The organism is Halomonas sp. TD01 (assembly GCF_923868895.1).
Lineage (GTDB): Bacteria > Pseudomonadota > Gammaproteobacteria > Pseudomonadales > Halomonadaceae > Vreelandella.
The window spans coordinates 3,421,845-3,436,488 of record NZ_OV350343.1 but is presented as its reverse complement, the minus strand read 5'-3'; the positions used below and the strand labels follow the sequence as shown (position 1 = coordinate 3,436,488).

Here is a 14,644-nt window from a genome sequence, read left to right as displayed (position 1 = left end):
TTCGTTTTTGCTACCTTTTTGTCAGCGTGTATCTATCAACGCATGAGGATTAACGGCTAATCGCGAAACTGGTAATGCTGCTCCGGTAATCCCCGATCGCTGAAGATAGCGTTCAAAGGCTGCATAGCGTCGAGCATCAAGTGCCGCCGGGCTAATGGCAATACGACGCAGTAGATCGTCCCAAGCGGCTTCGTTAATTGCATTATCCATTGCAGGATGGCTGCTAATCAGCAGCGACCACGTTGCTTCCGGGTTCTCGATAATCCAGTTGCTGGCTTCTTCCAGGGCAATAAGAACACGCGACCAAGTGGCTGCTCGTCTTGTTACTGTGTCGCTATTTGCCAACAGTATCAAACCGTCATGACGCGGCATGTCAATATCGTTATAACGCACGGTGTAAGTGGCAATGCCATCTGACGCCAGTTGTTGTGGCAACGTGTGATAAAAGCCATCGGCGATGGCATCAACGCGACCTTCCCGCAGGGCGCTGGCAGCATCGAAATGGACGCTTTCAGGCGGGTTGAAATCGTCGATTTGGCGAAGAGAGGTGGGTACCAGTTGGTCCACCAGTACATCACGCCCTTCGCGGGTGGAAAAGCCATAATGCAAGCTAGCGAGTTGGTCGGTAGTTTCGCTCGACGGGGCATCTCCTGCCACGATGACGGCATTTAGCGGTGTCTCAATTAGCGTGCCAATACGGGTAATGGAGGCACCATCATGGGCGTGTAAATGCAGCAATGGCTGACGCGTTAACGCTAGATCAACTTCGCCTGCAGCCAATAACTTAATGGCGATGGATGGGTCTGCGGGGGTCAATAATTCAAGTTCGAGCCCTTGAGCAGCAAACAAGCCGCGCTGCTTCGCCACAATTAAGGCAGCGTGCTGAGGGCTGATATACCAATCTAGCATTAGAGTGAGCTGCTTTAGGGGCGGCGGTTCTAATGGCGGTGGTGGTGTCAGCGCCATGCTGGGTGCTTCTTCCGGCCCATCTTCTGTTGCGTCATTGCCCCTAGGTGGCCATAGCCCAATGGGCAATGATACCTCGCTCTCAAGCGTCAGCGGCTCACTGCTATTAACTGTTTCGCTGTCTTCATTTGCGTAAGTGGCTGAAATTGAAAATAATAAAAAAATGCTTAATGTGAAGAATACAAGTGAACCGACACGCCAAAAAGCGTTCAACATAACCTTAACTCCAGATGGTATGACGCCGGAGTTTAGCTGTGAGATGAAGGATCTGGCTAGCCCCTGTAAGCGACAAGCCTAACAAGCTCAGTAAATTGTACGGTGGCATGTAATAATAGAACGGCATTGATGGTGAGACGGAGAAACATGGACGCAATTTACACGTTCTTCTTAGTAGGCGGTTCCCTGATGGCGCTCAGCATTTTAGCGAGCCGCCTTTCATCAATGATGGGTGTACCACTGCTACTGATTTTTCTAGGGCTTGGCATGCTGGCGGGGGAAGAAGGCCTGCTAGGGGTTGAGTTTGACGATTACACCATGGCGTTCACGATTGGCCATCTAGCGCTCGCGATGATTCTGCTGGATGGCGGCCTTCGCACTCGATTAAAAACGTTCCGTGTCGGCTTTAGGCCAGCGCTCTCGCTAGCCACCTTTGGCGTCTTTATCACCAGCGCTATTGTTGGTGTTATTTCCATGTGGGTGTTTGACCTTTCCCTAGTACAAGGATTGCTCGTCGGAGCAATTGTTGGCTCCACCGATGCCGCGGCCGTGTTCTCAATGCTTAGCGGCCGCGGGGTTAACCTCAACGAGCGAGTAGGGGCCACGCTTGAAATTGAATCGGGTACCAACGACCCGATGGCCATTTTCCTAACGCTGATGTTGGTCGAGCTGTTGGTTGGCGATATTGGCGGCATTGGCGAAACACTACTGTTCTTCATTTCCCAGTTTGGCATTGGTTTAGTTGTTGGTATTGGCGGTGGCTGGCTAAGTGCTAAGCTGCTGCGTTGGTTAGATTTAGCCCCCGGCCTTTATGCCATGTTAGCGCTGGCGCTTGGGTTTAGCGTGTTTGGATTAACCAGTGTGCTAGGCGGAAGCGGCTTCCTGGCCATTTATTTAGCAGGGTTGATGATTGGTAATCAGCCTGGGCGGCACCTTAACTTTATTCTTCCGGTACACGATGGGTTGGCTTGGCTGAGCCAGATTGGCTTGTTTCTGGTGCTGGGTTTGCTCGTCACTCCAAGCCAGTTGTGGGACGTGGCATTGCCAGCAGGGCTAGTTGCTCTAGCACTGATTTTTGTTGCGCGGCCCCTAGCGGTGTTGATCACTATTAAGCCGTTTTTCAAATTCCGCTGGCGAGAAACCTTCTTTATTGCCTGGGTTGGCCTGCGGGGCGCGGTGCCTATTGTATTGGCTATCTTCCCGCTAATCGGCGGGGTAGAAAACGCTTCGTTGTACTTTAACGTAGCGTTTGCGGTGGTACTGATGTCGCTGCTTATTCAGGGCGGTTCGCTAACATTTATGGCCCGATGGCTGAAAGTAGAAGTACCTGTAGGCACCACGCCGAACCGCCGAGGGCCGCTGGGCATAATGCCGGAAAATGATTTTGAGATGTTTGTTTACGTGGTCGAAAACGAAGACTTAGAAGATGTTCCTATCCGGCTACTGCGTTTCCCTTCAGGCGCATTGATTTCGGCGCTATTTCGCAACCACGTCATGCTCCACCCCAAGGGGAGTACGCGGCTTAAGCTTGATGATGTTATTTGTGTCATTGGCCGCACCGAAGACCTCGTTGCGCTCAACCGCCTATTCAACGGCGATGCAAAGCTCAAACAAGAGCGTGCCTTCTTCGGTACCTTCACCTTGGATGGCGAGGCGCAAATGCAAGATATTGCCCAAGCCTATGGTTTAACCTTAAGCCCTGGCGAGCAGGACATGACGCTGGCGGAGTTTATCTCGCTACGCGTCGGTGGCCACCCAGTAGTCGGCGACGATGTCGACTGGCATGGCATTCACTGGGTGGTCAGTGAAATGGAAGGCGGGAATATTACCCGTGTCGGCTTAAGGCTCTACTAATTAACCGGAAAGGCGTTGACTTCCAAGGGAAAGCTGTTATTATACGCACCCATAAGCCGGAGGGATGGCAGAGCGGTTGAATGCACCGGTCTTGAAAACCGGCATAGGTTAATAGCCTATCCAGGGTTCGAATCCCTGTCCCTCCGCCATTTATTGAAAAAGCCCGTAAGTCAAAGACTTACGGGCTTTTGCTTTTGGGGATTTGTCCCAACAGTTTGTCCCAATGCATAGAGTAAATATCTCTAGTCTGTTATCATTATTATTCGATAAAAGCTATTGAAATATCTTGATTGATAGTATTCGCTTATCAATCTAAGAGGTGTGAAAGTTAACCATAACCATGGTAGCTCTTAGGATGAAAAGTATTGATTTATTTTGTGGTGCTGGCGGTCTTTCTTGTGGCTTGAAAATGGCCGGCTTCGATACCATCCTAGCCAATGAGCTGAAAGCAAGCCATGCAGAGACATTTAAACACAACCACCCTAATGCTGAGATGGTGATAGGCGATATCCGCCAATTGTGTGCTGTAGATCTCAAGGGAAAGCTTAACCTAGAAGAAAATGAGTTAGACCTTGTGGCAGGCGGTCCTCCTTGCCAGGGTTTCTCTGTAAATGCTCCTATAAGAGATTTGGATGATGAGCGAAATCATTTATTCAAAGACTTTTTACGGATAGCATTTGAGTTAATGCCTAAGGCAATCCTTATTGAAAATGTTCCTGGTATTGTATCACTTGGAAAAGGAACAGTTGTTAAGCAAATATATAAAGAATTAGAAAGTAGGGGCTATAGAGTAGAGCATCGTATTCTGTATGCAGGTCATTATGGAGTGCCCCAACTACGGTTCAGAACTATAATTATCGCGGTTAAAGGCAGGGAAAAAGAAATATATTTCCCACAGCCTCAATACAATTCAACAGCAAGAGCTAATTTTGCTGGGGCAAAAGAACTTTGCTTAAAGCTACTCCCCTTGTTTGCTTCTGAGTTAAAAAAACAAACAACCGTTTGGGATGCTCTTTCTGATTTACCACCCATAGAAAGCGGATCAGTTAATACTTTAATGAATTATGAAGCACCCCCTCAGGGTGAGTATCAGAAATACTTGAGGAAAAACTCAGATAAAGTAACTAACCATAGTTGTAATGGCCTCGGTCCAGTCAATTTAGAACGTTTGAAGCACATTCCTCAAGGAGGGAGTTGGCGAGATATTCCGTTCGATATGTTGCCAAAAGGCTTACAGAGAGCTCGACGTAGTGACCATACCAAGAGATATGGCAGGCTCTCACCTGACTCGCTTTGTTCAACGATACTAACTAAATGCGACCCACATTGGGGAAGTTTTTTCCACCCAATTCAAGATCGAGTTATTTCTGTTAGAGAGGCTGCACGTATCCAGTCTTTTCCTGATGACTACAGTTTTCTAGGAAGTTTACAAGAGCAATATGAACAGGTAGGAAATGCTGTTCCTCCGCTAATGGCTAGGGCTATTGGGGAAGAGATTAGAAAAATGATTCAGGAGAGCATATAGTGGTAAACAGGCCAAATAAAGATCTTATAGAAATATTCGGCTATGCCCCGGATGATTTAAGTACGGAAGCAAGGTCCCTTTGGAACTTGGAAGCTTGCCCTTTTACACAATCAAAATGCACAAAAGCAAATCATGACAAGAGCATTGTTTATGGAACCTGTAGTGTAACTTCTCCATATGGTGACTGTATAATTTGCCCAAATCGCTTGTATGAAAATAACTACTCTTCACTTAAAAGAATAGCTGTAGATGCTTTTGGCCATGATTTTGATTTTATAACTTTCAACGAATATATACCTAAGAGAAGTGACGGAAAAGAATACATTGTTGCATTAGGAATGTCGTCAGGAAAAGAAGTAAAACTAGCTAGGAAACTATCAATGGATTGGGTCCTGGCAAAAGTAAAAAATGGTAAATTACAGCAATATGTTGGTGTGGAAGTTCAAAGCATCGACATTACAGGAAACTATAGAGATTCCTGGCATACCTATAAAAATCTGAATACCTCCTTTAGTGGTGACATACCTCGCTCAGAGCACGGACTAAACTGGGCAAACGTGCATAAGCGACTAATTCCCCAGCTTATTCGAAAAGGGGTTGTATACTCTAATTCCAAGCTAGTGCCTTCAGGACTATACTTTATTGTGCCTGATATTGTTTATAAAAAGCTTGGCCGCAGAAACTGAGTGCAACACCTGAGCATTTCGCTAAGGTGTTGTCCCATGTCTTACCTCGAACTCAGTATTGAAGAACGTGCCAGCATCCAAGTGGGTCAAGCCCAAGGGATGAGCCTTCGGCATATTGCCCAGCTCCTGGGGCGAGCTCCTTCAACCATCTCTCGTGAAATACGCCGTAACCAAATGGCCCAGAACGGTTACTGCGCCCGGTACGCCCAACGTCAGCGAGAAAAGCGTCGAGAGGTCTGTCGTCCTGCGCGTAAGCTTTTGCCAGGCACCGAGCGGTTTGATCTCATCGTGCATATGTTGCGGCGACGCTTGTCTCCCGAACAAATTAGCGGCAAGCTCAAGACGATGAAACTACCTGATTTGCGCGATGCCTACGTCTGCCGAGAGACCATCTACACGGCCATTTATGCCTTGCCTGTTGGCCACCTTCGCAAGGAACTGATTCACTGCTTGCGACAAGGTAAAACCACACGCAAGCCTCGCCGTGGCGAAGTGGATCGACGTGGCCAGATCCCTGACATGGTCAGCATTCACTTACGTCCGCCCGAGGTCAGTAAGCGTGAAATGCCCGGCCACTGGGAAGGCGATCTGATCAAAGGTAAGAATAACGCGTCCGCGGTAGGCACCTTGGTAGAGCTTAGTAGTGGCTATCTGATCCTCGCAAAAATGGACGACGCCACCGCCACCTCCGCCGTAGCAGGCTTTAGTGCTGCTCTGAATCGAATGCCGACCACCGCTCGAAAAAGCATGACCTATGATCAGGGGCGTGAAATGGCACAACATGCAAAAATCACTCAAGAAACCGGCGTTGCGATTTACTTTTGCGATCCCCATAGCCCCTGGCAACGTGGGGCCAATGAGAATATCAATGGCCTTATCCGTCAATATTTACCGAAAGGAACGGACCTTTCAGTACATAGCCAGGAAGAGCTGGACGCCATTGCCTTTGAGCTGAATATGCGACCTCGAAAACGCTTTGGATTTAAATGTCCGATAGAAGTGATGAGCGAGCTGATGGCCAAGTACCATGAAAGCCCATCAACCATCCAATGAGTGTGTTGCACTCAGAGTCTGCATCCGCCAAGTTTGAAGATATCATTGGGGAAGATATACCCTTAGTGAATTATAAATCACCCGAAGTTATGACTGTGCATACTTATTCTTTATCTGATCCTGTGCCTCATGGTCAGCAAAGGGAGATATTGCTAAATAGAAACATTCGTTTTGAGCTTAGCGAGTTTTCTGAGCGGTTTATTACAGGAGCAAGCCTTCCCTCAGGGGAAGAGTTAGACGAAGCTGTGCGACGAGTGCTTGGCATGTGAGTCACCTTATTCATTTTTCACTTATTAAAGAAGCTGATACTCCCTTTCTCAATAGCTGTGAGTGAGCGAAGCGAATGAGAGCCCGTAAGGGCGGTAGGGTAGAAAACAAAGAAATGCCTGCGAGAGCAGGCTGGGTGTGGTTTTCAATAAAAAAATGGTTCATAGAAGACTATATAAATAGGTCGTTTTAAAAAAAAGCCATTCTTCAAGTAGTTTAGCAAGAAATATGGGTTTCATGACTTGTAAGGTTTACAATATTACTTGTAAACCTTACAAGTTTTGTTTTTTGTGATATAATAAAAAAGCACTCTTGGTGGGAGTGCTTTGAACTTACTACATTTTAATAAGGAAAACCTTGCATGGATGATTATAACATAAAAGAAGAAAAAGACAATAATGAAGTTAATGGGGAAAGCAAGCTAGGTGGGTTTTATAGTGGCTTTTTCCTTTATGGACAAAACAAAGGAGGATTCAGTATGGGGCTACAAAAATACGAAACAAGAATAAGAAAAAAAATACTTAATTTAAAAGAAAAGAAGAAATTATCAAATAATTTAAATGAGCAAAAAAGTATAGAGAAAGAGGTGTTGTTCTTAAAAACTCGCCTTATCAATAATACCGATAATGCCATATATAATTACTTAACAGATAGGGTTTCAAAACATAATGTTGTTAATATGAATAGAGTCAAAAAAACACAAAAGGCAATAGCTGAAGAATTGGCTCTTGATGCGACAGCAGTATCAAAGTCATTCAAAAAGCTAAAAGAACTCCATATTATCGATTTTACAAAGTCTGGAAGTGCATTTGAGAAAATATTTATATCACCTCGAATTCTGTGGAAGAAGGATGTGCATATTCACAGTAAAGTTATATATGACCTAAACCATCTTGGTGGGTTTGATAATTTCAGAATAAATCCTTTTGAAGTTGATGATGAATACTTAAATCCACCTGAGAAAAACAAAGCAGCATAGGGGACGATATGGAAAATATGCTCTGTGATTTGTTCAGTGAAAAACCAAGCGATACCGCCAGGGTTGTTGAAGGCGGTATTGTGTTAAAGGTGGAAGGGGATGGCTTCGTGTATTACAAAAAGCAAGCCATTTTTGAAAGCAAGAATGAGTTATTGAAAGAAGAAATGCTTAATATAGGGGGCGAATAATGCCCCTTTCACATTGAATAGCCTTGGTCGTTTTTTGGGCTTTTCTTTTTGTTTTTTATTTTAAGCGAGTTGTTAATCTCTCTAACTCGCTCAATAATTCGCCCGAGTGGGTTAGATGTGCTTCTAAACTGATCGACATTTCGTTTAAATCTTTTGATACTGCTATCCTGACGTCGCTCAGCTTGTTCTCGTAGGCTATTGCTAGTTGCTCTGAATGTTTCCTCTCTCTCAATATCTCGTCTTTCAGAAGTTTGTTCTCTTGTTCTAGCTTTGTCATTCTCGCTTCTTGATTCGTCATAAAGTTTGAAATCATTTCTTTGATGTGCTGTTCCATTGCAATTCTCCTTATTGTATTTATCCATCAACTTTTCTTTTTTATATTTCATGTGCTCTTTGTATGTTTCTTTTTTCTTGTTTATTTTTTGAACCCGTTCTTCTTCATATCGCTTCATAAGCTCGTTTCTGTAATCTTCGCTTGAAAAGTGTTTGTAATCTGTTCCTTCTTCAAATATTGAATCGCCCCAGGTTTCATAGACACCTCCAGGCCCTATACTAAAGGTATCTAGGAGGAACCATGAGCCATCCCCGCTACACTGAAGAATTCAAAATCGAAGCCGTCAAACAAGTGGTAGAGCGCGGCCATCGCGTGGCCGAGGTCGCTGAGCGGCTAGGCGTGTCAGGTCACAGCCTGTACAACTGGATTAAGCGATACGATAAGCCGGTAGAACAACGGCAAGAGGATGATGATCTCCAAGCTGAAAACCGTCGTTTGAAGGCCGAACTCAAACGCGTATTAGAAGAGCGAGACATATTAAAAAAGGCCACCGCGTACTTCGCCAGGGAGTCCGACTGAGGTACGCGTTTATTCAAAATTATTCGAGCCAATATTCGGTACGTCGCTTGTGTCAGATGATGGCAGTGCACCCCAGCGGTTACTACGCATGGTGTAAAAAAGCGCTCTCTAATCGAGCGCGGGAAGATGAGCGCTTGCTGGGATTGATCAAGCACTCCTGGCTTGAAAGCGGCGGTGTATATGGCTATCGCAAGGTCTACCAGGACTTGCGTGAAGCTGGCGAAGCTTGTGGGAAGCACCGTGTGGCGCGTCTTATGAATAGGGAAGGTTTACGCTCTCAGACGGGCTATCGACGACGCCCTGGCGGCTATGGCGATGGGAAACCGACTGCCGTATCCCCTAACCATTTAGACCGTCAGTTTGAAGTAACAGCGCCAAATATTGCTTGGGTGACGGACATCACGTACATCCGCACTTACGAAGGCTGGCTTTACCTATCGGTAGTTATCGACCTGTTTTCCCGTCAAGTGATTGGCTGGTCGATGAAGTCTCGCATGACTACGGAGTTGGCACTGGATGCTTTGTTATCAGCAGTCTGGCGACGCAAGCCACAAGGAACGGTGATGGTGCATTCGGATCAAGGGAGCCAGTTTAGCAGTGGAGACTGGCAAAGCTTTCTGAAAGCGAATTGCTTGGTAGGCAGTATGAGCCGACGTGGTAACTGTCATGACAACGCCGTTGCTGAAAGCTTCTTTCAACTTCTCAAGCGGGAGCGAATCAAGCGACAGATTTATTCAACACGCGAAGCGGCTAGACGTGACGTGTTCAATTACATTGAAATGTTTTACAACCCAAAGCGCCGACACGGCACAAGTGATAACTTGTCACCGGTTGATTATGAAAGGCGTTACTTTAAGAGCCTAACGGGTGTCTAAAATATCCGGGGCGATTCATATCGAACCTGTAAGCCTTACGGGCTTGTGTGTTTCAGGGTTGATTACAGAAATAGACTTTTTAGTGGTTCTTGAGACTTTGTATTCTGCCTTGTTTAGAAGCTCTATAACATCATTCCTGTTTTTACATAGCCCATCTTCTACACACTGCACAAGGTTTTCAGTCAAAGCTTGTTTTAAATGCCTCCTATTATGCTCAGGGCTTGCTTCATCAACTGGCTTATAGGCACTAAAAAACTCCGGTGTAAAGCTTCTTTTTTTATCTGGAAGAGTGGGGTCTGAAAATCCATTTTCGAAGTTGACAATATCTTTCCAAGCATTAACACGTTTTAAATCAGCCCCATGAAAATAAGGGGTTAATCCTTTTCCACTCCTAAGCTCTTCTTTGGCGAACAGGAAGTTAAGTTCTATGTTTTCTTTGTCTTCGTGTAAAATCCATACACCACAATATTGGTCTTTATCTAAACCCGGAAATAAAGTTTCTTCAAAGCCATCCATCACTTCTTGAAGCTTTTTGTTGACTTCTGTTTCACTGCCAAATCTCTCTATTAAGTCCTTTCTACTTTCTTCAAAATACAGTCCGCCACTGGTGTATTTTCCTGCATGATTGCCATACCCAACAATCTGCTCGAATTCGTCAGGCGAACCATTTAATAGAACGGGCTGAAAGCCTCTCTCACGGCCTTTGTGGTCTTTGTTGCCTAACAGGTAGCCTGTTGCCCCTTTCGCGGCTCTAAGTGGGTTTTTAGGCAATCCTCGCTTTTCTTTTCTAAACTTAACTATCATTGTGTGCCTCCCTATGCTTTTCTTTCAGTTCTCCTGTCTCTGCTCTGATATTGTGAAGCACATCGATTAGTTCTAATATGTTAATAGCATCACCAGCCTTGGCTGTGCTATTAACTTGTTTAGCAATTTGGTTTAAGTTGTTGCCTATTCTTGCTATACCTCTTATTAAAGAAGGATCTGCTCGTTGAGTTTTGCGACCACCTTTATGTGATTTGGAACTAGATAAGGCTGACTCCCTGAAAATGTCAGCCATAGGCTTGCCGTATAGGTAAGCCAATTCCTTAATTTTTTTATACTCAATATCATTTACACGAACCTTCATTTCAATGGTTCGCTTTAGTTGCTTTTCGTTTTCTTCAATAACATCCATGTTATATCTCCTTTTATTGTTTTTATTCCGGTGTTGATTTGGGGGATTGAAGGGGGCTTGCCCCCTCACCAGCAGTGGAGTCCCCGCAGGGGACGGAACGATATGCTGGCTTCAATCCAACTTCAATAACTACATTATAACATATAGTTAGATTTAAATGTCTGGTAGAGTTTTAATTGCCTCTAATTTCTGTTTGGCACTTGCTCCTTCGCTGTATATATCGAAAGTGACAGTCCCGGTTTCGTGCCCGACAATAGAAGCGATAACGAGAGGCTTAACATCGTTGTGTTGCAGTGCAGTTATAACTGTTTTGCGGATGCTGTGAAATACATAGCGAGCATCATAGCCGAGCTCTCTCTTGATACGACCAAAAGCCTTGCTTATTGAGTCGGAGCGGATGCCATATTTATTCCCGCCCGATGTGTGTATTAAATAGCCATCGGAATCGGCATTTTTCACCAACTGTTCAACAAGCGGTTTCAAGCTTGAATGAATCGGAATTTTTCTAATGCTCGCATCTGTCTTGCCTTCCTCGACATATAAGCTCTGAATGCCGTTTTCAGCGACGATATGACTTTTCTTGAGCCTACATACCTCTTCGATACGACAGCCCGTTAAGCCCGCTATTTTGATAGCATAAGCCACATGATGCTTTTGCTTGGATATAGCGAACTCATACAGTTTTTTCACTTCTTCAGTTTTGAAGGCTAGTCGTTTCTCTTCCTTCTTCTTGCCTTTCTTCTTATCGTTTGGCATTTCATGACCCAAGAACGGGTTGTCTCTTGTGTCATATCGGCTTTTATAGTCTTTGTCGTATTTTGAAGCCCATTTGTGGAAGCTTGAGCCTGCATGGATGTGGTTTTTCTTCGTTTTTGTGCTTACATTCAAGCTATCTAGAAACTGCTGGTAGCTGTCGAACGACAATTCAAGACCATTGCTTTCGAGATAATTTTTAAGCACTTTCAACTTAGAGATGAAAGTATCAACGGTTTTCGGAGCTAGCTCCTTGATTTCGACTTGATGCTTTTGGAAAGCTTCAAGTCGTTGAGAGGTAAAAGGTGATTTTGGTTTAAAATCTTCTGGATTATTTATCATTTTAATCAACTCGTTGGCCTGTGTTTCACTGAAACCTTTATCTTTCAAGCCCCAGTATTCTATAAGGTTGCGAATATCTTGGCTAATCTGCTGATATTCAAGGACAAGCTCAGCACTTGCTCGACTATCTTCAGGAAAGCGATTCTCTATATCGTCTAGCTTGTCATTCCATTTTTTTAGTCCATCTTCATCATTTTCGAAGATATAAGCTATATGCTTTTTATTTAACTGATTGTTATTTCTGACAATTTTTTTTGTAAAATCAGAATGGCCATAAATGTGGTTCATAAGGATGTCTTTATATATTTTTTTGAGCCCCATCCCACCCGAGTGATATGAATGCAGCTCATTCTCAAAATCATCCTGTTCAACACCTTGTCTTGCCATCCTTATGCGAGACTTCCATTCAGACAAGATTGTAAGCTTGCGGAGGTGTGCTTCTGCTTTGTTTCCAGTCTTCAAGGATTTCGTTAGCTTCCGACGGTTTCCGAATGCATGTCGTACATCGGTAGGCAGTTCAAGGCGAACGTGCCAGGTTGAGCCTTTCAGTATGAGATTGTCTGCCATATGATTCCTGCTAATTTGTCCCAGTAATTTGTCCCAAATTAGCAGAAAATCAACGTATATCAAGTATTTCAACGGTTTAAATGAAGAATCGGATAGTCCCTGTCCCTCCGCCAAAACATTAAGGGAATCAGCTACTTAGCTGGTTCCTTTTTTTGTTTCTAGGCATCAAAAAAGGGCGAAAATATAACGAGGGGAACACCTACCGTTATACTGCTTTCGCTAGACCAGTGCACAATAGACGAATGTCTAGTCTTCTAAGAACTCTTCCGCTCCTAACGTATTTACTGTCAGCACCCGCTTTGCGCGCAGATAGACCTCAGTCGTTCGACGGTCGCTGTGCTGTAAGTTGGTCATTGCGTCATAGCCTTGGTCATCCGCATCGGTCGCGTGCTTGGCGCGGATGTCATGCTCGGTAAATCGCTCGACGTGACCTTCATGCATCGCCTTCCGCATTCCGTATTGCCAGCGACTGTGAAACTTATCCTTGTTGTAGGGCATACCGTCCCGCTTGCAGAACAGCGTGGGGCCTTGCTTGCCACGGCCTAGATTGTCGGCCTTTATCTCCTGCACTAATCGCCTCAGCTCATCGTCCCACGGTATCAGCGCCTGCTTACCTGCCTTACTGCTGCGTAAAACGATGCCGTCCGGTGTAAGCTGATCCAGACGAAGAGTGAGAAGATCGCGTTGGCGTAAGCCGGTTTTGTATTTCAGTAGGGCGTACCGGCGTACCCACGGGGAAGTGAATTTCAGGAAGCGGCTAAACTCTGCGTGGGTGATATAGCGGTCACGTGGCTTTAGTTTAAACTTGGTTACTGGATCGGCGGGGTTGTGTTCGACAATTCCCCAGCGCTGGGCGTACCTAAATATGTGCTTGAGCAATGCCAGCTCATGGTTGGCCTGCGTTTTAGACTGAACGCCGCGGGCGTCCATATAGCGATAAATGTCGTGAACCGTTATATCGCCTGGCTCACAATCGGCAAACACGGCGCGCAGCTTTTTAAGCTCCTGCAGGTTGGAACGCCGTGTTGCCTCTGCTGGTTTAGCGGGGATGATCTCAGCTTCATAGCGTTCGAATATGCGGCCCATGCCTGCCTTGGGGAATAGCCGCTCTTGCCACTGTTCGTACGCGGCTTGAGCTTCCTTGGCAGTTTCTCCTAGTCGTATCCAGCTTTTGCCCACCAGTGCTTTCTGGCGGGCGTTGCATTTATAGCGCCATGCGCCACTTTTCCAATACACCCTGGGGATGCCTGGGTTTTCCTGCGTCATGCGTGTAAGGCCTCAAAATTAGGTCGTTTGGTTTCTGGCGCCTGACTGAGATCTTCGCCGCAAAGCACTTGCTCAACATGCCGACGGCCTACAATAAGTGCGCCACTGGCATTAACCTTCCAGCGCACCCCCATGGCATCAAGCGAGGCGCATTGCTCCTTGGTTCGCTTGCGGCCAGTTAGTGTCTCTATCTCACCTAGCGTTAATAACAGGTCCATGATGGCGTCTCCCTTGGTGGACAGCGAGGCCCAAGCAGGGCCTGCGGGCACAAAAAAACCGCCAGCAGGCGGTAATATTGATAATGTTTTTTAAAGTCTATGGAGAAGTATGTAGATGCTTATCGACTATGACATCGAAACCTACGATGGGACTCAAAGAGTATTTGCTAGAACCATAAAAGCTGGAACTGTAGGTGTAAGAAAGCTTGATGAAATGATGCGCTGTCTAACGGCTAGTTATGCACAATTAACTGGTGATGAGATAGTTAACTCCTTTTTGAATAAGAACGCTAAGGCCCATCACGACCTTTTACCCGTTAGCCGTACATCGTCTCCCAATGGAGTCACTTACTCATGCGGGGACTCTGTTTATACAATAGTGCGGTCTAAGGCTAGAGTGTAATGCTTAAACAGGTGCGTTGATAATCGCCATTGCGGTGTGTTAGGGATAGACCGCCGTTTGCAGACTATCACGACTATCCGCTTGGCGTTCGGGAGCAGATCGAGCATCTAGGTACTCCGTGCAGCTGACGATAATGAGGTGTTTGCTTTTGCTCAGTATGGGCATGGTGGAAAAGGTTAGGTTGCCACAGTCGGCGATAACATGTCGGCAGGAGATGCACTCTGCGTGGGCTTTGGGTAATAGGTCATGTCTCTCCTAGGCCACCATCGACCAAGTTGCTTTGATTTTAGGTAAAGCGACGATACCGCTCAGACATTGGAATTTGGCTTCGATGTTGCCAGCACGGGCATAGCCTCGGTTGAAGCACAGAGCGCCGCCACCGAGGCCGCAGAATAGGTGAAAATGCTTAATATTTCGAAGTTTCATACACTTATCTCGATTAATATTTGTCTTGAATAT

The 14,644-nt window shown here is 45.6% G+C and carries 15 protein-coding genes and 1 tRNA gene; 8 read left to right on the top strand and 8 right to left on the bottom strand.

Going from position 1 to position 14,644, the window contains the following annotated elements; translation table 11 throughout:
- Nucleotides 1–21: 21 nt before the first annotated feature.
- Nucleotides 22–1,182 carry an ABC transporter substrate-binding protein gene (locus L1X57_RS15570; protein ID WP_009724344.1) on the bottom strand — a complete coding sequence of 387 codons (1,161 nt, stop codon included), beginning with the start codon at nucleotides 1,180–1,182 and terminating at the stop codon, nucleotides 22–24.
- A gap of 147 nt (nucleotides 1,183–1,329) precedes the next feature.
- Between L1X57_RS15570 and L1X57_RS15565 the strand changes: the two genes are divergently transcribed.
- The 7 genes from L1X57_RS15565 (at nucleotide 1,330) to L1X57_RS15535 (ending at nucleotide 7,734) form a co-directional block, all read left to right on the top strand.
- Nucleotides 1,330–3,036 (top strand): potassium/proton antiporter, encoded by a 1,707-nt coding sequence (locus L1X57_RS15565; RefSeq protein WP_009724345.1) that lies wholly within the window; start codon nucleotides 1,330–1,332, stop codon nucleotides 3,034–3,036.
- 58 nt (nucleotides 3,037–3,094) lie between these two features.
- A tRNA-Ser gene (locus L1X57_RS15560) sits at nucleotides 3,095–3,185 on the top strand.
- A gap of 206 nt (nucleotides 3,186–3,391) precedes the next feature.
- Nucleotides 3,392–4,561, top strand: coding sequence for a DNA cytosine methyltransferase (locus L1X57_RS15555; protein ID WP_143759772.1), 1,170 nt, complete (start codon nucleotides 3,392–3,394; stop codon nucleotides 4,559–4,561).
- Nucleotides 4,561–5,247, top strand: coding sequence for a NotI family restriction endonuclease (locus L1X57_RS15550; protein ID WP_234667788.1), 687 nt, complete (start codon nucleotides 4,561–4,563; stop codon nucleotides 5,245–5,247). The genes L1X57_RS15555 and L1X57_RS15550 overlap by 1 nt, the downstream gene beginning before the upstream one ends.
- A gap of 36 nt (nucleotides 5,248–5,283) precedes the next feature.
- Entirely contained in the window at nucleotides 5,284–6,300 is a 1,017-nt protein-coding gene (locus L1X57_RS15545; RefSeq protein WP_234667734.1) for an IS30 family transposase, read from the top strand.
- A gap of 628 nt (nucleotides 6,301–6,928) precedes the next feature.
- Entirely contained in the window at nucleotides 6,929–7,546 is a 618-nt protein-coding gene (locus L1X57_RS15540) for a hypothetical protein (RefSeq protein WP_009724348.1), read from the top strand.
- Between the two features lie 8 nt (nucleotides 7,547–7,554).
- Entirely contained in the window at nucleotides 7,555–7,734 is a 180-nt protein-coding gene (locus tag L1X57_RS15535; RefSeq protein WP_009724349.1) for a hypothetical protein, read from the top strand.
- Nucleotides 7,735–7,742: 8 nt separating this feature from the next.
- Here L1X57_RS15535 and L1X57_RS15530 read toward each other — a convergent pair whose 3' ends face one another.
- Nucleotides 7,743–8,186 carry a hypothetical protein gene (locus L1X57_RS15530; RefSeq protein WP_143759773.1) on the bottom strand — a complete coding sequence of 148 codons (444 nt, stop codon included), beginning with the start codon at nucleotides 8,184–8,186 and terminating at the stop codon, nucleotides 7,743–7,745.
- A gap of 122 nt (nucleotides 8,187–8,308) precedes the next feature.
- Between L1X57_RS15530 and L1X57_RS15525 the strand changes: the two genes are divergently transcribed.
- Nucleotides 8,309–9,462 (top strand): IS3 family transposase gene (locus L1X57_RS15525; RefSeq protein ID WP_143759676.1). Its coding sequence is split into 2 segments (ribosomal slippage): nucleotides 8,309–8,552 and nucleotides 8,552–9,462, totalling 1,155 coding nucleotides; the frame shifts between segments, so codons are not numbered across the junction.
- A 15-nt stretch (nucleotides 9,463–9,477) separates the two neighbouring features.
- Here L1X57_RS15525 and L1X57_RS15520 read toward each other — a convergent pair.
- The 6 genes from L1X57_RS15520 to L1X57_RS15495 form a co-directional block, all read right to left on the bottom strand.
- A complete protein-coding gene (locus L1X57_RS15520) occupies nucleotides 9,478–10,266 on the bottom strand; it encodes a relaxase/mobilization nuclease domain-containing protein (RefSeq protein ID WP_009724351.1) in 789 nt (262 codons plus the stop codon).
- Nucleotides 10,256–10,636, bottom strand: a complete 381-nt coding sequence (locus tag L1X57_RS15515) for a plasmid mobilization protein (RefSeq protein ID WP_009724352.1) — start codon at nucleotides 10,634–10,636, stop codon at nucleotides 10,256–10,258. The genes L1X57_RS15520 and L1X57_RS15515 overlap by 11 nt, the downstream gene beginning before the upstream one ends.
- Before the next feature lie 153 nt (nucleotides 10,637–10,789).
- Nucleotides 10,790–12,298 carry a tyrosine-type recombinase/integrase gene (locus tag L1X57_RS15510; RefSeq protein ID WP_009724353.1) on the bottom strand — a complete coding sequence of 503 codons (1,509 nt, stop codon included), beginning with the start codon at nucleotides 12,296–12,298 and terminating at the stop codon, nucleotides 10,790–10,792.
- A 246-nt stretch (nucleotides 12,299–12,544) separates the two neighbouring features.
- A complete protein-coding gene (locus L1X57_RS15505) occupies nucleotides 12,545–13,564 on the bottom strand; it encodes a tyrosine-type recombinase/integrase (protein ID WP_009724354.1) in 1,020 nt (339 codons plus the stop codon).
- Nucleotides 13,561–13,782 carry a DUF4224 domain-containing protein gene (locus tag L1X57_RS15500; protein ID WP_009724355.1) on the bottom strand — a complete coding sequence of 74 codons (222 nt, stop codon included), beginning with the start codon at nucleotides 13,780–13,782 and terminating at the stop codon, nucleotides 13,561–13,563. Before L1X57_RS15500 ends, L1X57_RS15505 begins: the two co-directional genes overlap by 4 nt.
- A gap of 658 nt (nucleotides 13,783–14,440) precedes the next feature.
- A complete protein-coding gene (locus tag L1X57_RS15495; RefSeq protein ID WP_009724357.1) occupies nucleotides 14,441–14,611 on the bottom strand; it encodes a hypothetical protein in 171 nt (56 codons plus the stop codon).
- Nucleotides 14,612–14,644: the final 33 nt, after the last annotated feature.